The 24892-nt window shown below is 72.8% G+C and carries 19 protein-coding genes; 15 read left to right on the top strand and 4 right to left on the bottom strand.

Annotated elements, in window-relative coordinates:
• Positions 1-11: 11 nt before the first annotated feature.
• The 12 genes from polA to HNR21_RS26415 all read left to right on the top strand — a co-directional run bounded on the left by polA (position 12) and on the right by HNR21_RS26415 (position 16581).
• On the top strand, positions 12-2705 hold the full coding sequence (polA, locus tag HNR21_RS26470) for a DNA polymerase I (protein ID WP_182708850.1): 2694 nt from the start codon (positions 12-14) through the stop codon (positions 2703-2705).
• A gap of 147 nt (positions 2706-2852) precedes the next feature.
• A complete protein-coding gene (locus tag HNR21_RS26465; RefSeq protein WP_220500311.1) occupies positions 2853-4001 on the top strand; it encodes a polysaccharide deacetylase family protein in 1149 nt (382 codons plus the stop codon).
• Between the two features lie 261 nt (positions 4002-4262).
• On the top strand, positions 4263-5732 hold the full coding sequence (rpsA, locus tag HNR21_RS26460) for a 30S ribosomal protein S1 (RefSeq protein WP_119729887.1): 1470 nt from the start codon (positions 4263-4265) through the stop codon (positions 5730-5732).
• A gap of 434 nt (positions 5733-6166) precedes the next feature.
• Complete coding sequence (locus HNR21_RS26455) at positions 6167-8101, top strand: endonuclease/exonuclease/phosphatase family protein (RefSeq protein WP_182707341.1); 1935 nt, start codon at positions 6167-6169, stop codon at positions 8099-8101.
• Between the two features lie 30 nt (positions 8102-8131).
• Positions 8132-8617, top strand: a complete 486-nt coding sequence (locus HNR21_RS26450) for a GNAT family N-acetyltransferase (protein WP_182708849.1) — start codon at positions 8132-8134, stop codon at positions 8615-8617.
• Positions 8618-8660: 43 nt separating this feature from the next.
• Positions 8661-9746, top strand: coding sequence for an IS630 family transposase (locus tag HNR21_RS26445; protein WP_182705927.1), 1086 nt, complete (start codon positions 8661-8663; stop codon positions 9744-9746).
• Between the two features lie 42 nt (positions 9747-9788).
• Entirely contained in the window at positions 9789-10391 is a 603-nt protein-coding gene (coaE, locus tag HNR21_RS26440; protein ID WP_312881294.1) for a dephospho-CoA kinase, read from the top strand.
• An 81-nt stretch (positions 10392-10472) separates the two neighbouring features.
• Positions 10473-11606, top strand: coding sequence for a sensor histidine kinase (locus HNR21_RS26435; RefSeq protein ID WP_182707340.1), 1134 nt, complete (start codon positions 10473-10475; stop codon positions 11604-11606).
• A gap of 116 nt (positions 11607-11722) precedes the next feature.
• A complete protein-coding gene (gene uvrB, locus HNR21_RS26430; protein ID WP_182707339.1) occupies positions 11723-13840 on the top strand; it encodes an excinuclease ABC subunit UvrB in 2118 nt (705 codons plus the stop codon).
• Between the two features lie 157 nt (positions 13841-13997).
• Complete coding sequence (locus HNR21_RS26425; RefSeq protein WP_312881292.1) at positions 13998-14501, top strand: GNAT family N-acetyltransferase; 504 nt, start codon at positions 13998-14000, stop codon at positions 14499-14501.
• Positions 14502-14911: 410 nt separating this feature from the next.
• On the top strand, positions 14912-15250 hold the full coding sequence (locus HNR21_RS26420; protein ID WP_157995985.1) for an STAS domain-containing protein: 339 nt from the start codon (positions 14912-14914) through the stop codon (positions 15248-15250).
• A gap of 260 nt (positions 15251-15510) precedes the next feature.
• Complete coding sequence (locus tag HNR21_RS26415) at positions 15511-16581, top strand: SGNH/GDSL hydrolase family protein (RefSeq protein ID WP_182707338.1); 1071 nt, start codon at positions 15511-15513, stop codon at positions 16579-16581.
• A 7-nt stretch (positions 16582-16588) separates the two neighbouring features.
• On the opposite strand, the gene HNR21_RS26410 is transcribed toward HNR21_RS26415, so the two are convergent.
• From HNR21_RS26410 to pip, 4 genes are all read right to left on the bottom strand, one after another.
• A complete protein-coding gene (locus tag HNR21_RS26410; RefSeq protein WP_182707337.1) occupies positions 16589-17743 on the bottom strand; it encodes an NAD(P)H-dependent flavin oxidoreductase in 1155 nt (384 codons plus the stop codon).
• 52 nt (positions 17744-17795) lie between these two features.
• Positions 17796-18194, bottom strand: coding sequence for a Zn-ribbon domain-containing OB-fold protein (locus HNR21_RS26405; RefSeq protein WP_182707336.1), 399 nt, complete (start codon positions 18192-18194; stop codon positions 17796-17798).
• Between the two features lie 3 nt (positions 18195-18197).
• Positions 18198-19364 carry a thiolase family protein gene (locus tag HNR21_RS26400; protein ID WP_182707335.1) on the bottom strand — a complete coding sequence of 389 codons (1167 nt, stop codon included), beginning with the start codon at positions 19362-19364 and terminating at the stop codon, positions 18198-18200.
• Positions 19365-19539: 175 nt separating this feature from the next.
• Positions 19540-20499, bottom strand: coding sequence for a prolyl aminopeptidase (gene pip, locus HNR21_RS26395; RefSeq protein WP_182708846.1), 960 nt, complete (start codon positions 20497-20499; stop codon positions 19540-19542).
• A 285-nt stretch (positions 20500-20784) separates the two neighbouring features.
• Between pip and HNR21_RS26390 the strand changes: the two genes are divergently transcribed.
• The 3 genes from HNR21_RS26390 (at position 20785) to HNR21_RS26380 (ending at position 24818) form a co-directional block, all read left to right on the top strand.
• Positions 20785-22275: a coiled-coil domain-containing protein gene (locus HNR21_RS26390; protein ID WP_157995986.1), complete on the top strand. Its 1491-nt coding sequence runs from the start codon at positions 20785-20787 to the stop codon at positions 22273-22275.
• Between the two features lie 219 nt (positions 22276-22494).
• Entirely contained in the window at positions 22495-24177 is a 1683-nt protein-coding gene (gene pyrG, locus HNR21_RS26385) for a CTP synthase (protein WP_182707334.1), read from the top strand.
• Complete coding sequence (locus HNR21_RS26380; protein WP_182707333.1) at positions 24174-24818, top strand: NUDIX domain-containing protein; 645 nt, start codon at positions 24174-24176, stop codon at positions 24816-24818. The genes pyrG and HNR21_RS26380 overlap by 4 nt, the downstream gene beginning before the upstream one ends.
• The last annotated feature ends 74 nt before the right edge of the window (positions 24819-24892 follow it).

Here is a 24892-nt window from a genome sequence, read left to right as displayed (position 1 = left end):
ATGGCGTGGAGATGATGGCACCGACCCCCGACAACACCGAACGGCTGCTGCTGCTGGACGGGCATTCGCTGGCCTACCGGGCGTTCTTCGCGCTGCCGCTGGAGAACTTCTCGACCACCGACGGCCAGCCCACCAACGCGGTCTACGGCTTCACCTCGATGCTCATCAACGTGCTGCGCGACGAGCAGCCCACGCACATCGCGGTGGCCTTCGACCGGTCCGAGCCCACGTTCCGGCACGAGCAGTACGTGGAGTACAAGGCGGGCCGCAGCAAGGCTCCCGACGAGTTCCGCAGCCAGGTCAGCCTGATCTTCGAGGTGCTGGACGCGCTGCGGATCCCGCGGCTGTCGGTGGCGGGGTACGAGGCCGACGACATCATCGCCACCCTGTCGTCCCAGGCGTCCGCCCAGGGCATGACCACCCTGGTGGTCACCGGTGACCGGGACGCGTTCCAGCTGGTCAACGAGCACGTGACGGTGCTGTACCCGGTGCGGGGCGTGTCGGAGCTGACCCGCTACGACCCCGCGGCGGTGGCCAAGAAGTACGGGGTGCCGCCGGAGCGGTACCGGGAGCTGGCCGCGCTGGTGGGGGAGAGCAGCGACAACCTGCCCGGCGTGCCCGGGGTGGGGCCCAAGACCGCCGCCAAGTGGCTCACCCAGTACGGCGACCTGAACGGGCTGGTGGCCAACGTCGACCAGCTCAAGGGCAAGGCCGGCGCCAGCCTGCGCGAGCATCTGGCGCAGGTGCTGCGCAACCACCAGATCAACCGGCTGGACTGCGAGGTCCCACTGGAGGTCGGGCCGCGGGACCTGCGGCTGGGGCAGTGGGACCGCGACGAGATCCACACCCTGTTCGACTCGCTGCAGTTCCGCGTGCTGCGGGAGCGGCTGTACGCGACGCTGTCGGCGGTGGAGCCGGAGGCCGAGGAGGGCTTCGAGGTCGAGCTGACCCGTCCCGAGCCGGGGACGCTGGGGGCCTGGCTGGCCGAGCACGCCAGCACCCCGGGGGAGCGGGTCGGCATGGCGGTGACCGGCCGGTGGGGGCGCGGCACCGGTGAGGTGACGGCGATCGCGCTGGCCACCGCGCGGGGCCCGGCGGTGTTCGTGGAGCCGGCCGAGCTGGCCACCGACGACGAGCAGGCGCTGGCCGCCTGGCTGGCCGACCCCAAGCGGCCCAAGGCGGTGCACGAGGCCAAGGGCCCGATGCTGGCGCTGGCGGCGCGCGGCCTGTCGCTGGAGGGGGTGACCAGCGACACGGCGCTGGCCGCCTACCTGGCGCTGCCGGGGCAGCGCACCTTCGACCTGGCCGACCTGGTGCTGCGGTACCTGCACAAGGAGCTGCGGGACGAGGCCGCCGGCGACGGGCAGCTGACGATCGACGGGTCGGCGGAGGCCGACGCCGCGCGGGAGCTGGCGGTGCGGGCGCGGGCGGTGCTGGAGCTGGCCGGCGAGCTGGACCGCGACCTGGAACGGCGGGGCGCGGTGCGGCTGCTGCACGAGGTGGAGCTGCCGCTGGTCGGGGTGCTGGCCGAGATGGAGCGCGCCGGGATCGCCGTCGACACCGACCACTTCGCGGCGTTGTCGGCGTCGCTGGGCGGGCAGGTCAAGGAGTGCGAGCAGCGCGCCCACGCCGCCGTCGGCCACGAGTTCAACCTGGGGTCGCCCAAGCAGGTGCAGCAGGTGCTGTTCGACGAGCTGGGCCTGCCCAAGACCAAGCGCACCAAGACCGGCTACACCACCGACTCCGAGGCGCTGACGGGGCTGCTGGCCAAGAACGGGCACCCGGTGCTGGAGCACATCCTGCGCTGGCGCGAGGTCGCCAAGCTCAAGAGCATCGTGGACTCGCTCATCCCGATGGCGGCCGAGGACGGGCGGATCCACACCACGTTCAACCAGATGGTGGCGGCGACCGGGCGGCTGTCGTCCACCGACCCGAACCTGCAGAACATCCCGATCCGCACCGCCGAGGGCCGGCAGATCCGCGAGGGCTTCGTGGTCGGCGAGGGCTTCGCGTGCCTGATGACCGCCGACTACAGCCAGATCGAGCTGCGGATCATGGCGCACCTGTCCGGCGACGAGGCGCTGGTCGAGGCGTTCACCTCCGGCGCCGACTTCCACACCATCACCGCCGCCAAGGTGTTCGGGGTCCCGCCCGACCAGGTGGACCCGGAGCTGCGGGCCCGGATCAAGGCGATGAACTACGGCCTGGCCTACGGCCTGTCCCCGTTCGGCCTGGCCGCCCAGCTGTCCATCACCCCCGACGAGGCGCGGGTGCTGATGGACGACTACTTCGAGCAGTTCGGCGGGGTCCGCGACTACCTGCAGGGCGTGGTCGAGCGGGCCCGCCGCGACGGCTACACCGAGACCATCCTGGGCCGCCGCCGCTACCTGCCCGACCTGACCTCCGACAACCGGCAGCGCCGCGAGATGGCCGAGCGCATGGCCCTGAACGCCCCCATCCAGGGCTCGGCCGCCGACATCGTCAAGGTCGCCTCCCTGAACGTCGACCGGGCCCTGCGTGAACGCGGCCTCACCTCCCGGATGCTGCTGCAGGTCCACGACGAACTGGTCTTCGAGGTCGCCCCCGGCGAGCTGGAGGAGCTCCAGGCCCTCGTCCGCGACCAGATGACCCGCGCCTACGACCTGCGCGCCCCCCTGGAGGTCTCCATGGGCACCGGCCGCACCTGGCAGGAGGCCGCCCACTAGACTCGCGCTCCGGTGCCGCCCTCTGAGCCGGGGGCGGCACCGGCATGTGGGGCGGTTGATGGGCGTGGGCCGGCCCGGGTGTTAGGAAGTTGTGTTCCTCCATGTGCTACACGCGGGCATGGGGCCGACCGTACGCTGGGGCAGGCTTTGCTCACGATCGACGGGAGGGTCGTGCCGCCCCTGCACAAGCTCGCCGGCGTGCTGATCGCGCTGGCGGTGATCGTCGGGTTGGTCGCGCCGGACGCCCGGCGCGGGGAGGGGACCACGGCCGCGCCCGCGGCGGCGCCGTCGGTGCAGGGCGCCGCGGACCGGCCCGCCGGACGGGAGACGCCGGGGGCGCCGGTCGCGCAGGGCGGGTCGCCGCGGCCGTCGGCGACGCCGACCCCGGCCCCGACGATCGGGACGGCGTCGGCGGTGGCGCGGCAGGTGCGGGCCAACGAGCTGGGGCAGATCCCGGTGATCATGTACCACCGGATCGTGGCCGACCCCGGGTCGTCGCTGGACCGCACGCCCGAGGAGTTGCGCGAGGAGCTGACCCGGCTGGCGCGGGAGGGGTACGTGCCGATCACCGCCGCGGACTTCGCGCGGGGGTGGATCGACGTCCCGGCCGGGCGGCATCCGGTGGTGCTGACGTTCGACGACGGGACGCCCGGGCATTTCGCGCTGGACGAGCGGGGAACGCCGAAGCCGGACACGGCGGTGGGCGTGCTGCTGGAGGTGGCGCGGCGGCATCCGGGATTCCGGCCGGTCGCCACGTTCTACGTGAACTCCGATCCGTTCCAGATGGGGGACCGGGCCGCGGAGGGGCTGCGGTGGCTGGTGGCCCACGGGTTCGAGGTGGGCAACCACACCTGGTCGCACACGGACCTGTCCACCCTGGACAAGGAGGGGGTGCAGCGGGAGATCGGGCGGGCCGAGGCGCAGATCGTGGCGATGAGCGGCCGGCACTCCACCACGCTGGCCTACCCGTTCGGATCCGAGCCGCGGCGGAGTTCGTGGGCGCGGGCCAAGGACGGCGAGTACTCGTTCCGGGGGATCTTCCTGGCGGGCTGGCGGCCCTCGGCCTCGCCGTTCCACGCCGATTTCGATGAAGACGCGATCACGCGGATCCAGTCTGCGGGTAAAATCCCGGAAAACGACTGCCGGCGCTACTGCTCGGCGGCGTGGCTCGACTGGCTGCGCGACAACCCCGCGGAACGTTACGTCTCCGACGGCGATCCGGGCACGGTGGCCTTCCCCGCGGGCGCTGCGGAGGACCTGGACGCCGACTACCGCAGGTACGGGCGGGCCTACTAGACTCGGCGGTACAACTGTGCGGTGGGCCGGCGGGAGCGGGCCCGCGTCCGTCCCGCAGATTGACCCACGTGGTCAAGTCCCATATGCTGATCGCTGCGCTGTGGGCCTGCGCGTGCTTCGGACGGAGCAGGCTCGCGCTCGGTCAGGTCGACATCGGTCTACAGGCGGGACTTCCGCCGTCTCCGGTTTTGGCAGGGACGAAAAGGGCCCTCTGCGCTGCATAGTCAACGATCTATGTCCGTATCCGGAGCCAGCCCACACATGACGAGCAGCACCGACACCTCGACCACCACTCCTCAGGTAGCGGTCAACGACATTGGCTCGGCAGAGGAGTTCCTCGCCGCGATCGATGAGACGATCAAGTACTTCAACGACGGCGACATTGTCGAGGGCACTGTCGTCAAGGTCGACCGAGACGAGGTCTTGCTCGACATCGGCTACAAGACCGAGGGCGTCATCCCGTCCCGCGAGCTTTCGATCAAGCACGACGTCGACCCCAACGAGGTCGTCAAGGTCGGCGACCACGTCGAAGCCCTTGTCCTGCAGAAGGAGGACAAGGAGGGCCGGCTGATCCTGTCCAAGAAGCGCGCCCAGTACGAGCGCGCCTGGGGCACGATCGAGAAGATCAAGGACGAGGACGGGATCGTCACCGGGACGGTCATCGAGGTCGTCAAGGGCGGTCTCATCCTCGACATCGGCCTGCGCGGCTTCCTGCCCGCCTCGCTGGTGGAGATGCGCCGCGTCCGTGACCTGCAGCCGTACGTCGGCCGTGAGCTCGAGGCCAAGATCATCGAGCTGGACAAGAACCGCAACAACGTGGTGCTGTCCCGTCGGGCCTGGCTGGAGCAGACGCAGAGCGAGGTCCGCCAGACCTTCCTCAACACCCTGCAGAAGGGCCAGGTCCGCAAGGGCGTGGTCTCCTCCATCGTCAACTTCGGCGCGTTCGTCGACCTGGGCGGCGTGGACGGCCTGGTGCACGTCTCCGAGCTGTCCTGGAAGCACATCGACCACCCGTCCGAGGTCGTCGAGGTGGGCCAGGAGGTCACCGTCGAGGTCCTCGACGTCGACATGGAGCGCGAGCGGGTCTCGCTGTCGCTGAAGGCGACCCAGGAGGACCCCTGGCAGCAGTTCGCCCGCACCCACCAGATCGGCCAGGTCGTGCCGGGCCGGGTCACCAAGCTGGTGCCGTTCGGCGCGTTCGTGCGGGTCGAGGAGGGCATCGAGGGCCTGGTGCACATCTCCGAGCTGGCCGAGCGCCACGTGGAGATCCCCGAGCAGGTCGTGCAGGTCGGCGACGAGATCTTCGTGAAGATCATCGACATCGACCTGGACCGGCGCCGGATCAGCCTGTCGCTCAAGCAGGCCAACGAGAGCGCCGCCGGGATGGGCGACGAGGACTTCGACCCCACCCTGTACGGCATGCCGGCCGAGTACGACGAGCACGGCAACTACAAGTACCCCGAGGGCTTCGACTCCGAGACCGGCGAGTGGCTGCCGGGCTACGAGGAGCAGCGCGAGGCCTGGGAGCGGCAGTACGCCGAGGCCCGTCAGCGCTTCGAGGCGCACCGCCGCCAGATCGAGGAGGCCCGCCGGGCCGAGGCCGAGGCGGCCGGCGGCGCCGTGGGCGGCGAGACCGGCTACTCCGGCGGCGGCGAGGCCGAGTCCGGCGGCGCCCTGGCGTCCGACGAGGCCCTGGCCGCGCTGCGCGAGAAGCTGTCGGGCGGACAGTAAGGGCGATTGAGGGCGGTCAGTGTGCTCGTCGGCCTTCGGCCGACTTCGCCACTGACCGCCCTTACGTGTCGGCCCGGGGGGACGACCCCCCGGAACCCCCGATGTGGGGGAGCTCCGCCCCCCACGCCCCCTGGCGTTGATCTCCGGACCTCGAGCCTGGCCTCCGGTCAGGGCGACGAGGCTCGGTGGTGAGGCCGAAGGATCTCCGGGTCTCGGTACCGGGGCCGGGGAGGTCCCGGGATCTCGGTGATCTGGGTCATGGGGCCCGTGTTCGCGGGGCGGGGTGTCGGTCGGTCCTGATCGATGGGCGATGCCATAATGGCCACGGCCGGATGACGGCCCTTGACGGGGTCGACGTCCGGCCGTGGTCGTTTCCTGCGGCCGCACCGTGGTATGAGATCGCCCCAACCCCCGCTGTCAGAGAGCGACGTCACGTGACCACCACTCACCCGGCGACCAGGGCCGAGGACGCCCCGTCGATCGTTCCGCAGGGCCCGGCGCGGCTGGCGCTCATCGCCGTCACCATCGGTGTGCTGGCGCAGATCCTGCGCATGGCGGCACCGTACTTCGACCATCTGGCCGGTTCGGCGGGCAACGCCGTCGCCGCCCTGGTGGTGCTGGCGGTGTTCCTGGCCGGGTTCGCCGCCCCGGCGATCCGGGCGGCGGCCGGGCCGAACGGGCTGCTGGTGGCCGGGGCGGGCGGGCTGCTGCTGGTGCGGCTGCTGGCGCAGGCGCTCACCCCGCAGATGTGGCTGGCGCTGCTCGGCACCGCGATCGGGATGATCGCGGTGGTGGCGCTGTACGAGGCGGCGCGCGGCCTGTCGGGTGTGGGGTTCGCCACCGCGACCGTCGCCGGGCTCGGGGTGGACACGGCGGTGCGGATGGCGTTCGGCACCTGGGACCCGGTGTGGCGGACCGGCGTCGCCGAGTGGGCGGTGTGCCTGCTGTTCGTCGGCGTCGGCGCCGCGGCCCTGGCCAGGGAGCTGTCGTCGGGGCCGGTCAGCGCGCCGGGGATCTCCTGGCGGGACGGGATGGGCGCGGCGGCGCTCGGGCCGTTCCTGGCGCTGCAGATCCTGGTGCTGTCCAGCCCCGCGTTCGTGGCCTCCTCCGGCTGGCAGTCGCTGGTCGTGGCGCACGTGGCGGTGGTCGCCGGGCAGGGGCTGGCGCTGGCGTTCCTGGCGTCCGGGCTGGCGGTGCGGGCGGTGCCCGGCGGGGTGTGCGTGCTCGGCGGCACCGTGCTGGGGGTCGCCGCCGGCGCGGTGGCCGGGGCGTACGCGGTCTCCGGCGCCGTCGTGGTCGGCGTGGTGGTCCTCGGGCAGGTGCTGGCGGCCTGGCTGCTGGCGGTGGCCTGCCGGGCCCCGCTGCGGCGCGCCGGGGACGGCGGCCCGGTGTGGCGGATCGACGTGGGCGCCGCGCTCGGCGGGTTCCTGATCGCGGTGGTGCTGCTGCCGTACCAGCTCAGCGCCGTCGGGGCGCTGCCGTTCCCCAACAACGTGCTGCCCGGCGTGGCCGGGATCCTGCTGGGCGGGCTGGCCGCCATCGCCGCCGCCCGGGGCGGGCCGCTGCCGGCGCGGGCGCCGCTGCGGGCGCTGGCCGGGGGCGCGGCGGCGCTGGTGCTGCTGGCCGGGACGCTGGCGTTCGCGCTCACCAGGCCGGAGGCGAACGCGCCGGCCGACGACCCGCGCGCCCTGCGGGTGATGACGTTCAACATCCACCACGCCATCGACGGCGGCGGGGGACTGGACCTGCAGGCCGTCGCCGACGCCATCCGCGCCCAGCGCGCCGACGTGGTGCTGCTGCAGGAGGTGGGGCGCGGCGCGGTGCTGTCGGGCACCACCGACATCGGGGTGTGGCTGTCCCGCGAGCTCGGCATGCACCTGATCTGGGGACCGGCCGCCGACGGCCAGTTCGGCAACGCCATCCTCACCTCCCGGACCGTGCTGCAGTCGGGCGGCGACCGGATGCCGAAGGGCGACTGGTCCCAGATCCGCGGGTACGTGTGGGCGCGCCTGGACGTCGGCGGGAAGCCGGTGTACGTGTGGTCCACCCACCTGGACGGGGGAGCGGACCGTTCGCAGGCCCGGCAGCGGGAGATCGCGGTGCTGCTGTCGGCGTGGGGCGGCGCGCCCCGCACCATCTTCGGCGGGGACCTCAACAGCGAGCCCGACAGCCCCGAGATGGACATGTTCCTGGACGGCAGGCCGCTGCGCGCCTCCGCCCTGGGCGACTACCGGGCCACCACTCCCGAGGGCAAGAAGGTCGACTGGATCCTGGGCACCGACGACCTGGTGTTCTCCGACTACGGCGTGCACCCGGTCCCGGTGTCCGACCACTACCCGGTGGCGGTGACCGTCCGCCTCGATGACTGAGCGCCGGGCCGGTAGGGTGCGGCGGTGAGCATGCGGCAGGTGGAGATCGTATCCGCCGGCGAGGACGACGCCGGGGAGATCCTGACCGTGCAGCGGGCCGCCTACCTGGCCGAGGCGCAGCTGTACGGGGACCCGTTCATCCCGCCGCTGATCGAGACGTTCGAGCAGCTCCGCAAGGTGCTGGCCGGGGGCGAGACGCTGGTGCTCAAGGCGACGCTGGGGTCCCGGCTGGTCGGCGCGGTCCGCGGCGCGTTCAGCGAGCGGACCTGCCTGGTGGGCCGGCTGGTCGTCGCGCCCGACCTGCAGGGCCGGGGCGTCGGGACGGGGCTGATGCGGGCGCTGGAGGAACGGGCCGCCGCCCGGGCGGACTCCTGCGTGCTGTTCACCGGCCACCTCAGCGACGGCAACCTGCGGCTGTACCGGCGGCTCGGCTACACCGAGACGCACCGGGAACGGCTGGCCGCCCATCTGACCCTGGTGCACATGCGCAAACCGCTCGTCCCCGCGGCCCCCTAGTGTCGTGAGTCAATAATTCGTTGTCACCCGTTAGGCTAGGGCGATGCCGAGCCCGAAGCTTGCTCCCGTGGTGTTGTCCGATGAGGAACGGTCGGTGCTGACCGGGTGGGCGCGTCGCCGGAAGACCTCGCAGGCGTTGGCGTTGCGGTCGCGGATCGTGCTGGCCTGTGCGGAGGGCGGCACGATCGGTGAGGTCGCACGGCAGGTCGGGGTCTCGCGGAACACGGTGTCGAAGTGGCGTTCACGGTTTGTGGCCGACCGGCTGGAGGGCCTGTCGGACGAGCCGCGTCCGGGCCGGCCGCGCTCGATCACCGATGAGCGGGTCGAGCAGGTCATCACCAAGACGCTGGAGGAGACGCCCGGGCGCGACACCCACTGGTCGACCCGGTCGATGGCGTCGGCGACCGGGATGTCGCAGTCGGCCATTTCCCGGATCTGGCGGGCTTTCGGGCTCAAGCCGCATGCGATCGAGACCTGGAAGCTGTCGGCCGATCCGCAGTTCATCGACAAGGTCCGCGACGTCGTGGGCCTGTACCTGAATCCGCCCGAGAACGCCCTGGTCCTGGCCGTCGACGAGAAGAGCCAGATCCAGGCGATCGACCGCACCGCCCCCATCCTGCCGATCATGCCCACCACGCCGGCCAGGATGACGCACGACTACGTCCGGCACGGCACCACCAGCCTGTTCGCCGCCCTGGACATCGCCGGCGGTTCGGTCATCGCCCAGCATTACCGCAGGCACCGCCATCAGGAGTTCCTGCGCTTTTTGAAGCTGATCGACGCCGCGGTCCCCAAGGAGCTGGACCTGCACCTGGTGCTGGACAACTACGCCACCCACAAGACCCCCAAGGTGAAGGAATGGCTCTTGCGCCACCCGCGGTTCCACCTGCACTTCACCCCCACCGGCAGTTCATGGCTGAACCTGGTGGAACGCTGGTTCGCCGAACTGACCAACCGCAAACTCCGCCGCTCCGCCCACCGCAGCGTCACCGAACTCGAAGCCGACGTCCGCCGGTGGATCAACGAGTGGAACACCGACCCCAAGCCGTTCGTGTGGACCAAGACCGCCGACGAGATCCTCGACACCCTCGGCGCCTACTGCCAACGAATTAACGACTCACGACACTAGGCGGGGCGAAGGGGGGCGAACCCACCCGTTAGGCTGACGGCCGTGCTGCGAGTGGGACTGACCGGCGGGATCGGCGCCGGCAAGAGCGAGGTGTCGGCGCGGCTGGCCGCCCGCGGCGCCGTCATCATCGACGCCGACAAGATCGCCCGTGAGGTGGTCGAGCCGGGCACCCCGGGGCTGGCGGCGGTGGTCGCCGAGTTCGGCGAGCAGGTGCTGCGGCCCGACGGCTCGCTGGACCGGGAACGGCTCGGGTCGATCGTGTTCGCCGACGCCGGGCGCCGCGCCGCGCTCAACGCCATCGTGCACCCCCTGGTCGGGGAGCGGATGAACGAGCTGATGGAGGCGGCGCCGCAGGACGCCGTCGTGGTCTACGACGTCCCGCTGCTGACGGAGAACAACCTGTCCGGGCTGTACGACGTGGTGGTCGTGGTGGACGTGCCGGTGGAGACGCAGCTGGAACGGCTCACCGGCCGCCGCGGCATGACCGAGGAGGACGCCCGCGCCCGGATCGCCGCGCAGGCGACCCGCGAGGAGCGGCTGAAGATCGCCGACCACGTGATCGACAACTCCGGGACGCTGGCGGAACTGGACGCGGCGGTGGACGCGCTGTGGGCCGGGCTGCAGGCCCGTTCCGCCGCGGGCTGAACGGGGCGCGGGCCGCCGCGAAAAATGCGATATATCGAGTGACGGTTCCCATAGGCTCGCCATGTGTTGACGGGGGCGGCGATGTGGCCGACGAAGCGATCGCGGGCGCTGGACGTCTCGCTGGCGGCGGGGGCCGCCGTGGTGGACGCGTTCGCCGTGTGGTTCGCCACGCAGGACTTCTGGCTTCCCCGCTGGGCGACGGTCCTGGCGGCGGTGCTGCTCGGGCTGTGCCTGGTGGTGCGCCGCAGGCATCCGGTGGCGCTGGTCGCGGCCGTGATCGTGGTGGGGACGACCACCGGCGCGGGGTTCCTGGCCGGCATCATCGCCTCCTACTCGCTGGGCGCCTACGCGTCGTCCCGGCGGGCCGTGTTCTGCCTGGCGGCGATCGGGATCGCGGCGTTCACGCTGCAGCCCGAGCCGGGGCTGGACCGTTCGGAGCCGGTGATGCTGCGGCTGACCGTCGCGGCGGTGTTCGGGTTGCCGCCGGTGCTGCTCGGCCTGTACATGGGCACCCGCAAGCAGCTCATCGCCTCGCTGCAGGAACGCACCCGGCGGCTGGAACGCGAGCGGACCCTGCTGGCCGAGCGCGCCCGCGTCGAGGAGCGCACCCGCATCGCCCGCGAGATGCACGACGTGGTCGCCAACCGGGTCAGCGTCATGGTGGTGCAGGCGGCCGCGCTGCGCGCCGTCGCCGCCCGCGACCCGCAGCGCGCCGCCGAGACCGCCAAGGTGATCGGGGACATGGGCCGGCAGGCGCTGGACGAGCTGCGGCAGGTGATCGGGGTGCTGCGGCTGGGGTCCGACAGCGGCCCGCAGGCGGTGCCGGGCCCGGACGACTTCGCCGAGCTGGTCGAGCAGTCCCGGGCGGCCGGCCTCAAGGTCGCGCTGACCATCGAGATCAACGACGGCCAGCTCCCGCCGGCGGTGGCGCGCGCCGCGTACCGGGTGATCCAGGAGGGCCTGACCAACGTGCACAAGCACGCCGGTGAGGCCGACACCGAGGTGCTGGTCCGGCAGACGCCCGACGCGATCGAGCTGTCGGTGCTCAACGGGCCGCCGCCGGGCGAGCCCGAGCGGCTGCTGCCCAGCGGCGGCAACGGCCTGGTCGGGCTGGGGGAACGGGTGACCGCGCTGGGCGGCACCCTGGACGCCGGTCCGCGGCCGGAGGGCGGGTTCGCGCTGCGCGCCCGCATCCCGCTGCCCGCCGCGTCCTGACCGCTCGGGGCGGGGGCCGGGAACGCCGGGGAACATCGCGGCGGCCGGGATTGTCGTACCGGCTGCGTACAGTGGGGAACGCCGGGATGAGGCTCATCCGAGCAGGGGAGGACGACGTGCGGCCGGTCACGGATCTACAGCGCAGGGTCGCGCCGTTCCAGGTCGTCACGGACATGACGCCCTCGGGCGACCAGCCGCAGGCGATCGCCGAGCTGGAACGGCGGATCAGCCGGGGCGACAAGGACACGGTGCTGCTGGGCGCCACCGGCACCGGCAAGACCGCCACCATCGCCTGGCTGATCGAGCGGGTGCAGCGGCCCACCCTGGTGATGCAGCCCAACAAGACGCTCGCCGCGCAGTTCGCCAACGAGCTGCGGGAGATGCTGCCGAACAACGCGGTGGAGTACTTCGTCTCGTACTACGACTACTACCAGCCCGAGGCGTACATCCCGCAGAGCGACACCTACATCGAGAAGGACTCCTCCATCAACGAGGAGGTCGAGCGGCTGCGGCACTCGGCGACCAACTCGCTGCTGACCCGCCGGGACACGGTGGTGGTCGCCTCGGTGTCGTGCATCTACGGCCTGGGCACCCCGCAGGAGTACGTGGACCGGATGGCGCGGCTGAGGGTCGGCATGGAGATCGACCGCGACGAGCTGCTGCGCAAGCTGGTCGACATGCAGTACACCCGCAACGACCTGGCGTTCACCCGCGGGACGTTCCGGGTGCGCGGCGACACCGTCGAGATCATCCCGCAGTACGAGGAGCTCGCCGTCCGGATCGAGATGTTCGGCGACGAGATCGAGAAGCTGGCCACCCTGCACCCGCTGACCGGCGAGGTGATCACCGAGGACGAGGAGCTGTACGTCTTCCCCGCCTCCCACTACGTGGCCGGCCCCGAGCGGATGGAACGCGCGATCGCCGGGATCGAGGCGGAGCTGGCCGAGCGGCTGGCCGAGCTGGAGGCCCAGGGCAAGCTGCTGGAGGCGCAGCGGCTGCGGATGCGCACCACCTACGACATCGAGATGATGCGGCAGGTCGGCACCTGCGCCGGCATCGAGAACTACTCCCGGCACATCGACGGCCGTGAGCCCGGCAGCGCGCCCAACACCCTGCTGGACTACTTCCCCGAGGACTTCCTGCTGGTCATCGACGAGTCCCACCAGACCGTCCCGCAGATCGGCGCGATGTACGAGGGCGACGCCTCCCGCAAGCGGATGCTGGTCGAGCACGGTTTCCGGCTGCCGTCGGCGATGGACAACCGGCCGCTGAAGTGGGAGGAGTTCTGCGAGCGGATCGGCCAGACCGTCTACCTGTCGGCCACCCCCGGGCCGTACGAGCTGGGCCGGGTCGGCGGCGACGTGGTCGAGCAGGTGATCCGGCCGACCGGGCTGGTCGACCCGGAGATCGTGGTCAAGCCCACCAAGGGGCAGATCGACGACCTGATCCACGAGATCCGGCTGCGCGCCGAGCGGGACGAGCGGGTGCTGGTCACCACGCTCACCAAGAAGATGGCCGAGGACCTCACCGACTACCTGCTGGAGCTGGGCATCCGGGTCCGCTACCTGCACAGCGAGGTCGACACGCTGCGCCGCATCGAGCTGCTGCGGGAGCTGCGCAGCGGCGAGTTCGACGTGCTGGTCGGCATCAACCTGCTGCGGGAGGGCCTGGACCTGCCCGAGGTGTCGCTGGTGGCGATCCTGGACGCCGACAAGGAGGGCTTCCTGCGCTCGGAGACCTCCCTGATCCAGACCATCGGCCGGGCCGCCCGCAACGTCTCCGGCCAGGTCCACATGTACGCCGACCAGATCACCCCGTCGATGGCCCGCGCCATCGACGAGACCAACCGGCGCCGTGCCAAGCAGCAGGCCTACAACGCCGAGCACGGCATCGAGCCGAAGGCGCTGCGCAAGCGGATCGCCGACATCCTGGACTCGCTGGTCCGCGAGGACGCCGACACCGAGACCCTGCTGGGCGGCGCCGGCCGCCAGCAGAGCCGCGGCAAGGCCCCCGTCCCCGGTCTGGCCTCCCGCGCCCGCGAGGCCGGCCGGCACGCCGCCGACCTGGTCGGCGAACGCCCCCGCGAGGAGCTGGAGTCCCTCATCGAGCAGATGACCGCCCAGATGCACCAGGCCGCCACCGACCTGCAGTTCGAGCTGGCCGCCCGGCTCCGCGACGAGATCAAGGAGCTCAAGCGCGAACTCCGCGACATGAAGGAGGCCGGCGTCCGGTGAGGCCCGGCCGGACCGGGTTCCTCACCCACCGGTGCGCGCGGGCCGCGGATCCCCGGTGAACCGCCCTCGGCGGCACGGTCAACGGCGTCGGTCCCTGCCCTCCGGCTCCGGGATTAGGGCGTTGGGGCGGTCGAGGGGGCGGCGGTACGTTCCTGGGGTGGGGCTTTCGGTGCGGATGGCGCGGGCGGCGGATCATGCGGTGCTGCCGGAGATCGAGCGGAGCGCGGACGGGGTGTTCGCGTCGGTGGGGATCGTCTTTCCGGCCGGTCCCGCGGTGATCGAGGAAGTGGGGGAGCGGGCCCGGGTGTGGGTGGCCGGGGAGCCGCCGGTGGGGTTCGCGGCGGTCGTCGAGATGGACGGGCATCCCCATCTGGAGCAGATCGCGGTGCGTGCCGACCGTACCGGTCAGGGCATCGGAGGGCTGCTGCTCGCCCGGGTGATCGAGGAGACCCGGGGGACGCTGACGCTGATCACGTTCCGTGACGTGCCGTGGAACGCTCCCTGGTATGCGCGGTTCGGGTTCGAGGTGATGCCCGAGCCGGAGTGGGGGCCGCGGTTGCGCGAGCACTGGGCGGCGGAGATCGAGGCCGGACTGCACGCGCTGGGACCCCGGGTGGTCATGTGCCGGGAGGGAACGCCGGCCGGACGCCGGACGGATTGAGCGAGGCCGGGACGGGGCAGTACGCCGGGGCGGCACGACATGTGAGAGCGGTGGGCCGGGTGTTGATCGATCGGCCGTCGTTCAGGGTGGGAGAGCCGGTTCCGCTGGGCTTGGAGTGCTCGTGGTGCCCTGCAGGCGTGACGCGGAGGGCGCGGGCAGGCCGGGCGGTGGTCGGTGGGCATCGGGCGTGAATGTTCGCTCGGTGCGGTGAGCCGGCCGCCGAGGCCGTGTCCGGTATTTGAGGTTTTAACTATTTGGTGCCCGGCTTACGGAAGCGTGAGGATGGCGGCCCCTGGGTCAAGGGCGCGAGGGGCAATCACTACCTGGGGGGTGGTGTGTCGAACGGGTGGCTGGCCCAGGATCGATGGCGCAGCCGAACAGCGATGCGAACGGTGGGTGGCATGACGAGCATGACGTTTCGCAAGGAACTCGACTTCTCGGTCGCGGTGCTGCGGCACCAGGACCGGGCGGTGGTGTACGTCGCGGGCGACATCGATCTGCACACCAACGGGCATCTGCGGCAGGCGCTGACGGGCCTCATCGAGGAACGCGCGTCCCAGGTGATCGTCGACCTGCGGGAGGTCGGCTTCTTCGGCTCGGACGCCCTGCGCGTGCTGGCCGACGCCCAGGCGGCGGCCGAGGCCGCCGACGTGTCGCTGACCCTCGCCGCGGTCCCGCCGGGCGTGCTGCGCATCATGGAGATCACCGGCATGGACGGCGCATTCCGCATCCGCCCCGCCTGGGCCTGAACCGCATCCCCGGCGGACCGGCCTGCCGGACCGGCCATCCGCGCCACTCCACGCTTCGTTCCACCACGCCCGCGCCCGTCCCCGCCGCACATGTCCCATGCCGTCCCGTACGCCTTTCGTCCTGCCCGGATGTGAGAGGCGGCAGATCGCTTGCACGGGGCGACGGCAGGTGGTGATCTACAACGTAAAGGCGGGAACCTTGCTCCGTGGCCTGACGTCTGGTCAGACGGGCGGCGTACCCGGTGTGCGAGGGGAAGGCGATGGGCGGGCCGAGGACGTGGCTGCGGAGTGAGGGCGAGCGCTCGCCCCGGCTCGGGGAGCGGGGGCGGGCGTTCGTGGTGCTGGTGGTTCTGGTGCTCGTGGCCGTGGGGCCCCTGGTCGCGTTCCCCGCGGTGCGGTGCGAGGTTTTCGGGGCCGGGTGCCGTGAGGCGCCGGCGGTCAAGGCGCCGGCGGCGGAGCCGACGCGGAGCGCCGCGCGCAGGCTCACGCCGCTGGAGGCCGCCACGTGGGGACAGTACGTGGCGCTGGGGGACTCGTACTCGTCCGGGGAGGGCGCGTACGGGACGGCCGCCGACCTGGATCCCACCAACCGGTGTCACCGCACGTCGCACGCCTACTACCACGATGTCGCCAGGCGGTTCCGGTTCGCCGGGGGCACGGCGTTCTGGGCGTGCGCGGGGGCGACCACGGCGAGCGTGCTGAAGGGCAAGTCGGGGGAGCCGCCGCAGACCGGCCGGGTGGGGCCGGGGACCAGCCTGGTGACGATCAGCGTCGGCGGCAACGACGTGGGCTTCTCCCGGGTGCTGGCGGGCTGCGTGGTGCGGCTGCCGTGGAGCCGGGCCTGCCGGGAGCAGGGTCCCGAGATCGCCGAGCGGATGGCCGCGCTGCGGTACTCGCTGACCACCGTGCTCGACGCCGTCACCGAACGGGCCCCGCGCGCCCGGGTGATCGTGCTGGGCTATCCGCGGATCTTCGCCGAGCGCTCCGGGGCGTACGCCGACAACATCAGCGTCGGCGACCAGCAGTGGCTGAACGCGCGGGCCCGCGAGCTGAACGAGGTCATCCGCCAGGTGGCGGCCGACCGGGACCGGCAGATCGCGGCGACCGAGGGCCAGGGGAGCGTGGAGTTCATCGACGCCTACCACGCGTTCTCCGGCCACGAGATCGGCAGCCCGGACCCGTACGTGAACGGGCTCAAGGTCAACCTGTCGGCGCTGTCGGCCGAGCCGGCCAGCTTCCACCCCACCAAGGCCGGCTACCAGGCCCTGGCCCGGCTGTTCGTGCAGCAGATCCGCACCGGCCCGGGCCGTCCGCTGCACCAGTTCCGGTGAGCGCCGGTCAGCCGGAGCCGGTGATCGCGTTGAGCCGGTCCAGCGCCTCGGCGAACTCCTGCACCATGTCGTAGACGACCTGACGGGCGGGGCGCACGGTGTTCATCAGCCCCACGCACTGGCCGACGAAGTAGTTGGCCAGCTCGCGGGCGCCCTCGTGGCCGCTCTCGGCGACCTTGTTGATCTGCCGCATGGCGCCCTCGGCGACCACCATCTGCAGCGGCATCCCCAGTGTGCCGGGGCTGTCCGGGCCCTCCCAGGCGTCGGTCCAGGCGGAGCGGAGCTGGCGGGCGGGCTTGCCGGTGCGCGACCGGGAGCGGACGGTGTCGCGCGAGCCGGCGGCCAGCATCTTGGCCTTGACGTGCGGCGGGGTCTCGGCCTCCTCGGTGGTCAGCCAGACCGACCCGCACCACACCCCGGACGCCCCGAGCGCCATCGCGGCGGCCATCTGGCGTCCGGTGGCGATGCCGCCCGCGGCCAGCACGGGCAGCGGCGCGACGGTGTCGACCACCTCGGGGACCAGCACCATCGTGGAGATCTCGCCGGTGTGCCCGCCGGCCTCGCCGCCCTGGGCGACGATCAGGTCGACCCCGGCGGCGACCTGGCGGCGGGCGTGCTCGGCGGTGCCGACCAGCGCCGCGACCGGGACGCCGGCGTTCTCGGCCGCCTCGACCATGCGGGGCGGCGGGGTGCCGAGGGCGCTGGCGATCAGCCGGATGGGGTGGGCCAGCGCGACCTCGATCAGGTCGGTGGCGCCCTGCTCGGTGACCTGCTCGCCGGCGCCCCGGGCGGTGGAGCGGCGGGCGGCGTCGAAGTCCGGCAGCGGGACGCCGTGCCGGTCGAACAGGTCCCGCAGGAACGCCCAGTGCTCCTGCGGGACCGCGGCCAGCATCGCCGCCGGCCCGCCGCCCCCGCCCGGCCCGCCGGAGGCGTCACCGAGGTCGAGCCTGGCGGGCACCAGCACGTCCACCCCGTACGGCCGGCCGCCGACGTGCTCGTCGATCCAGCGCAGTTCCTCCTCGAGCCGGTCGGGGGTGTAGGCGACGGCGCCCAGCACCCCGAAGCCGCCCGCGTTGGTCACCGCGGCGACCACGTCACGGCAGTGGCTGAAGGCGAACAGCGGGAACTCGATGCCGAACATCTCGCAGACCTCGGTGCGCATGCCGCGCACGCTACTGGACCGAACGTCATTCGGTCCAGTGTCGCGCCCCTGTTCAGACCGGCCGGAACAACAGGTAGGGCTCGCCCTCCGCGGGATGGACGAACGACGCCCGCAGCGCCAGCCCCTCCTGCAGCGCGGCCGCGTCCACGCCGTCCAGCCGGGCGTTCAGCCACGGCCCCTCGGCCAGCTCCACCAGCCCCAGGACCGCCGGCGGCGGCACCGTGCCGTCCGCGGCGGGCCGCCCGTGCAGCACCGTCCACGTCACCAGGGTCGCCTCCCCGGAGGCCCGCGCCCACACCAGCTCGTCGCCGCCGCAGGACGGGCAGCCCGACTGGTCGGGCGCGTACCAGTGGTCGCACGGCTCGCACCGCCGGATCACCAGCCGGCCCTCGGCCGCGCCGTCGAAGAACGGGTCGGTGCGGCCGTCCCTGCGCAGGATGCCGATCTCCACGGCCTAGGCCCCCTTCCGGTGCGGGCTGAGGATCAGGGTCGAGTGGTGGTCCAGGATGCCGCCGTTGCCGCTGACCAGGATCACGTCGTGCTTGGCGACCTGGCGTTCGCCGCCGTCGCCGCGGGCCTGGACGACCGCCTCCGACAGCGGCGTCATGCCCCACATGTAGTAGCCCGACAGCTGCCCGCCGCCGGTGTTGGTGGGCAGCGCGCCGCCCGGCCCGAGCGCCCCGGACTCCACGAACGCCCCGCCCTCGCCCTTGGCGCAGAACCCGTAGTCCTCCAGCGAGACCAGGACCGTGTAGGTGTAGCAGTCGTACAGCTCGCAGACGTCGATGTCGGAGACGGTCACCCCGGCCATCTTCATCGCGATCGGCCCGGAGACCGCCGCGCCGGTGGTGAGCCCGAACTCGCTGCCACGCTCCCTGCGGTGCCCCGGGTGGCCCTGCCCCCAGCCCCAGATGTGCACGGGCGGGCGGGCCAGGTCGCGGGCCCGGTCGGCGGAGGTGACGACCACCGCGATCGCCCCGTTGGACACCAGGCAGCAGTCCAGCAGGTGCAGCGGCTCGGCCACCCAGCGGGAGTTCTGGTGGTCGGCCAGGGTGATCGGGTCGCGCATCTGGGCCAGCGGGTTCATGGTCGCCCACTGCCGGGTGCTGACCGCGATCGCGCCGAACTGCTCGCTGGTGGTGCCGTAGCGGGCCATGTGCCGCCGCGCCGCCAGCGCGTACAGGGCGTTGACGCTGCGGAAGCCCAGCGCGGCGGTCATGCCGCCGTAGCCGTGCCACTCCCGGGCGCTGCGCTCGTACGCCGCGCCCGAGGACCGCTCGGGCCGCAGCGGCGCGTCGGCGAACACGCAGGCCACGGTGGTCGCGGCGCCGCTGGTCACCGACATGGCGGCGTACGCGATCATGGCCCCGGCGGTGGCGCCGAAGGCGTTCATCTGGGTCAGCGCCCGCAGGTCGCGCAGGCCGAGCGTGTCGGCCAGCTCGATGCCCGGGGAGCCGCCCAGCCCGTGGCTGACCACCAGCCCGTCCAGGTCGGCCAGGCCGAGCCCCGCGTCGGCGACCGCGCGCCGCACCGCGTCGGCGGCCAGCCGGCGCGCGCTGCGCCCGTACACCTTGCCGAGCTCGGTCATCCCGAGCCCGGCGATCGCCGCTCCCTCACCCATGGATCCTCATCGCCCCTCCAGACCGGAACGTTCCGATCGCCACCGTACCGAATGACATTCGGTACGGGGCGTGTCGCCCTGGGGTGGATTCGCCCGGTTCGTTCGGCGTGCGATCGGCGGCGGAGACGGCGAACGGCCGTGCGCCGCCGGGCGCACGGCCGTTCGACCGGACGGCTCAGAACGCGGCGAACCGGTCGGTGGCCTCGATCAGGTGGTGCAGGATCCCCGGCTCGTCGTAGGAGTGGCCGGCGTCGTCCACGAGGTGGAACTCCGCCTCCGGCCACGCCCGGTGCAGGTCCCAGGCGGTCGCCGGCGGGGTGCAGACGTCGTAGCGGCCCTGCACGATCACCGCGGGGATGTGCCGGATCCGGTCCACGTCCCGCAGCAGCTGGTCCTCCTCGAAGAACCCCTCGTTGCGGAAGTAGTGGTTCTCGATCCGGGCGAACGCCACCGCGTAGTCGGGGTCGCCGAAGTGCTCGATCAGGTCGGGCCGGGGCCGCAGGGTCAGCGCCGTCGCCTCCCACTGCGACCAGGCGCGCGCGGCCGCCACCCGGACCTCCCGGTCGGGCGACTCCAGCCGCTCCCCGAACGCGGCGATCAGGTCCTCGCGCTCCTCCTCGGGGATCGGCGCCACGTACCGCTCCCAGGCGTCCGGGAAGATCAGCGAGGCGCCCTCCTGGTAGAACCAGTACAGCTCGAACGGCCGCAGCATGAAGATCCCGCGCAGCACCAGCGCGGTGACCCGGTCGGGATGCCGCTGCGCGTAGGCCAGCGACAGCGCGCTGCCCCACGACCCGCCGAACACCAGCCACCGGTCGATGCCCAGGTGCTCGCGGAGCCGTTCCATGTCGGCGACCAGATGCCAGGTGGTGTTGTGCTCCAGCGACACCGCGGGGTCGGCGGCGTGCGGCCGGCTGCGCCCGCAGTTGCGCTGGTCGAACAGCACGATCCGGTACCGCTCGGGGTCGAACTGACGGCGGTGGTCGGCGGTGCAGCCGCCGCCGGGCCCGCCGTGCAGCATCACCGCGGGCCGGCCGTCGGGATTGCCGCAGACCTCCCAATAAATCTGATTTCCGTCACCGACGTCCAGCAGCCCGCCGTCGTACGGCTCGATCGGCGGATACAGCGTGCGCAACTCCATGACCAGCGATTGTCGCACCGGCGGCGGAGCCGTCCGCGGGGTGTACGCGGTGTTGACAACGCATTGAGATCCTCGTTCTCAAACCCAAACAGGGCAAACGCTGTGCTGATCGGGACTAGAGTGCGTGGGGGAACGTTGTGGGGAGCCTCCGGGCGACGAACGCAGCGGACCAAGAGCCAACCAAGGATGCAGGGTGAGCCGGCGAACGCGGCTCCGAGCCTCCAGGCGAGGGGACAAGTGAGCGATCTCAACGGATCGGGTCACCGGCCGGTCCAGGACATGGGTTCGGCATGGCCGGTACTGGGGCCCGACTCGGGACCGCAGCCCGTGGTGCCCGCGGCGTCCGCGGCGGCGCAGCAGGCCGCCCGGCCCGGCGAGCAGCACGACGCCCAGCCCTGGGACATCGTCGAGCGGCTGCGGCAGATGGCCGACCTCATCGGGGACGCGCTGGCCGCCGGCGAGCGCAAGGTCGCCGAGGCCACCACCGAGCTGACCACGTTGCAGCAGGAGAAGGAGGCCGCGCAGCGCGACGCCGCCGCGGCGTGGGGCGAGGTGCAGCGCGCCCGGGGCCAGGCCGAGCAGGCCGACCGCCGGGCCGCCGAGGCCGAGCGGCGAATGGCCGAGGCCGCCAACGAGGCGGCGGCGCAGATCGCCGCCCTGCAGGCCGAGCGGGAGTCCGCGCAGCGCGACGCCGCCGCGGCGTGGGGCGAGGTGCAGCGCGCCCGGGGCCAGGCCGAGCAGACCGAGCGCCGGGCCGTGGAGGCCGAGCGGCGCGCCGAGCAGGCCGAGCTGCGGGCCGCCGAGGCCGAGCGGCGGATGGCCGAGGCCGCCAACGAGGCGGCGGCGCAGATCGCCGCCCTGCAGGCCGAGCGGGAGTCCGCGCAGCGCGACGCCGCCGCCGCCTGGAACCAGGCCCAGCAGGCCCGCGCCCAGGCCGAGCAGGCGCTGGCCCAGGCCGAGCAGGCCGAGCTGCGGGCCGCCGAGGCCGAGCGGCGCGCCGAGCAGGCCCGCGCCCAGGCCGACCAGGCCCGCGCCCAGGCCGAGCAGGCCGGCCAGGCCCGCGCGCAGGCCGAGCAGCGGACGGCCGAGGCCGAGAACACCGCCCGCCAGGCGATGGCCCAGCGCGACTCGATGCGCGAGGCCCGCGACGAGGCGCACCGGGCGATGGAGGACGCGGTCGCCGCCCGGCGCGGCGTGGAGTCCGAGCGGGACCGGATGGCCGAGCAGGCCGCCGAGCTGTCGCGGGCGCTGGAGACCGCGCACGCCGAGCTGGCCGCGGTGCGCGCCAAGCTCAGCGACGCCGAGCTGACCGCCGCCAACCTGCAGCACGCCGTCGCCGCCGCGACCAAGGAGGCCGAGGCCGAACGGCGGCGCGCGGCCGAGCTGGACACCGAGCGGCAGCAGGCGCTGGAGGCAGCGATGGCCGCCGAGAAGCAGCGCGAGGCGGCGCTGCAGGCGCAGGCCCGCGCCGACTCCGAGGCCACGCTGGCCCGCGGCCGCGCCGAGCAGGCCGGCCGGGAGCGCGACAACGCGGTGGCCGCGATGCGGCAGCTGGCCGCCGAGCGCGACGCGATCGCCGAGAAGCTGGCCGAACGCGACCAGTGGGTGGACCAGCTGGCGCAGGCGGTCACCGAGCAGCGCACCGCGCTGGCCGAGATGTCCCAGGAGCGCGACGCCGCCCGGACCGCCGCCGACCAGGCCCGCAACCTGATCGACGAGCTGACCCGGCAGCTGCGCACCATCATGCCCAACGCCGTGCCGCGGGTCTGATCCGTCGCACGGCGGACGGCTCCGGCGCCATCGGCCGCCGGAGCCGTCGTGCGTTCCCGGCCACGGCACCGGTTCCGGCGGCGCGGCGGGGCGCCGGCCTGCGTTCCGGCGGCGGGGCCGGGCATCCCGGACCCGGCCGTGCCCACCTGCTGATATCCTGGTGGCCCGTGGACAGGGCGGTCGAGGGTCCGCCATGCGACGACCACGGGAGTGTCCTTTTTGCCTTCGGCAGCCACTGGTAGCCAGCGTCCTACCAAGCATCTCTTCGTCACCGGCGGTGTCGCCTCCAGCCTCGGCAAGGGACTGACGGCGTCCAGCCTGGGCCGGCTTCTGACCCTGCGGGGCCTGCGGGTCACCATGCAGAAGCTGGACCCCTACCTCAACGTCGACCCCGGCACGATGAACCCCTTCCAGCACGGAGAGGTGTTCGTCACCGACGACGGCGCCGAGACCGACCTGGACATCGGGCACTACGAGCGGTTCCTGGACACCGACCTGCACGGGTCGGCCAACGTGACCACCGGCCAGGTGTACTCCAACGTGATCGCCAAGGAGCGGCGCGGCGAGTACCTCGGCGACACCGTCCAGGTCATCCCGCACATCACCAACGAGATCAAGGACCGCATCCGCGGCATGGCCGAGCCCGGCGTGGACGTGGTGATCACCGAGGTGGGCGGGACCGTCGGCGACATCGAGTCGCTGCCGTTCCTGGAGGCGGTCCGCCAGATCCGGCACGAGATCGGCCGCGACAACTGCTTCTTCCTGCACGTGTCGCTGCTGCCCTACATCGGGCCGTCCGGGGAGCTGAAGACCAAGCCCACCCAGCACTCGGTGGCCGCGCTGCGCAGCATCGGCATCCAGCCCGACGCGATCGTGTGCCGCTCGGACCGGCCGATCACCGACGGGCTCAAGCAGAAGATCAGCCTGATGTGCGACGTGGACCGCGAGGCCGTGGTGTCGGCGGTGGACGCCGCCAGCATCTACGACATCCCCAAGGTGCTGCACGCCGAGGGCCTGGACGCCTACGTGGTGCGCCGGCTCGGCCTGCCGTTCCGCGACGTGGACTGGGGCGCCTGGGACGAGCTGCTGCGCCGGGTGCACCGGCCGGCCCGCGAGGTCACCATCGCGCTGGTCGGCAAGTACATCGACCTGCCCGACGCGTACCTGTCGGTGACCGAGGCGCTGCGGCACGGCGGGTTCGGCAACGACGCGCGGGTCAACATCCGCTGGGTCAAGAGCGACGAGTGCGCCACCCCGGCCGGCGCCCGGCAGATGCTGGACGGCGTGGACGGGGTGCTGATCCCCGGCGGGTTCGGGGTGCGCGGCATCGAGGGCAAGATCGGCGCGGTCCGGCACGCCCGGGAGAACCGGATCCCGCTGCTGGGCATCTGCCTGGGCCTGCAGTGCATGGTGATCGAGGCGGCCCGGTCGCTGGCCGGGCTGACCGACGCCGGCAGCACCGAGTTCAGCGACGACACCCTGCACCCGGTGGTCGCCACCATGGCCGACCAGCTCGACGTGGTGGCCGGCGACCGCGACATGGGCGGCACCATGCGGCTCGGCCTGTACCCGGCCGAGCTGGCCGAGGGGTCGCTGGTCCGCGAGCTGTACGGGGTGCCCCGCGCCAGCGAGCGGCACCGGCACCGCTACGAGGTCAACAACCTGTACCGCGAGCAGCTGGAGAAGGCCGGGCTGCGGTTCAGCGGGCTGTCCCCGGACGGGCGGCTGGTGGAGTACGTGGAGCTGCCCCGCGAGGCGCACCCGTTCTTCGTCGGCACCCAGGCGCATCCGGAGTTCCGGTCCCGCCCGACCCGCCCGCACCCGCTGTTCGCCGGGCTGGTCGCGGCGGCCATCGAGTACGCCACCGCCCGGCGCGGCGCCGACGCGGTCGCCGCCTCATGAGCGCCCTGCCCGAGCCCGTCGAGGAGATCTGCGACCGACCGGAACGCTGGGAGGTCGTGGACAGCGCCGAGGCGTTCCGGGGCCGGGTCGTGCGGGTCCGCGTCGACCGGGTGAAGATGCGCGGCGGCGACGGGATGGAGGTCGTCACCCGGGAGGCCGTCGTCCATCCGGGCTCGGTCGGCGTCGTCGCGATCGACGAGGCCGACCGGGTGCTGATGATCCGCCAGTACCGGCACCCGGCCGGGCGGCTGCTGTGGGAGGTGCCCGCCGGGCTGCGCGACGTGCCCGGCGAGCCGCTGCGCGACCTGGCGGCGCGGGAGCTGCTGGAGGAGGCCGGGTACCGGGCCGAGCACTGGCACACCCTGGTCGACGCGTTCCCCTCGCCCGGCATGTCCGACGAGCGGATCCGGGTGTTCCTGGCCCGCGGCCTGACCGAGGTGCCGCCCGAGGAGATCGACTTCGAGCGGGTGCACGAGGAGGCCGACATGCCGGTGGCGTGGGTGCCGCTGGACGAGGCCGTGGCCAAGGTGCTGCGCGGGCAGATCCACAACTCGATGGCGGTGAACGGGATCCTGGCCGCCCACGCCGCCCGCGCCCGCGGCTGGACCGGGCTGCGCCCCGCCGACGCGCCGGAGGACTGACGTTCGGCCGCGTACCGGCCGCGGACCCGGCATGATGGGCGGGTCCGATACCGGCGGGTACGAGCGGGACGGGA

It is taken from the genome of Thermomonospora cellulosilytica, assembly GCF_014138835.1.
Classification (GTDB): Bacteria; Actinomycetota; Actinomycetes; order Streptosporangiales; family Streptosporangiaceae; genus Thermomonospora; species Thermomonospora amylolytica.
Note: the sequence above shows the minus strand (reverse complement) of the source record. Positions and strands in the feature narration are given on the sequence as shown.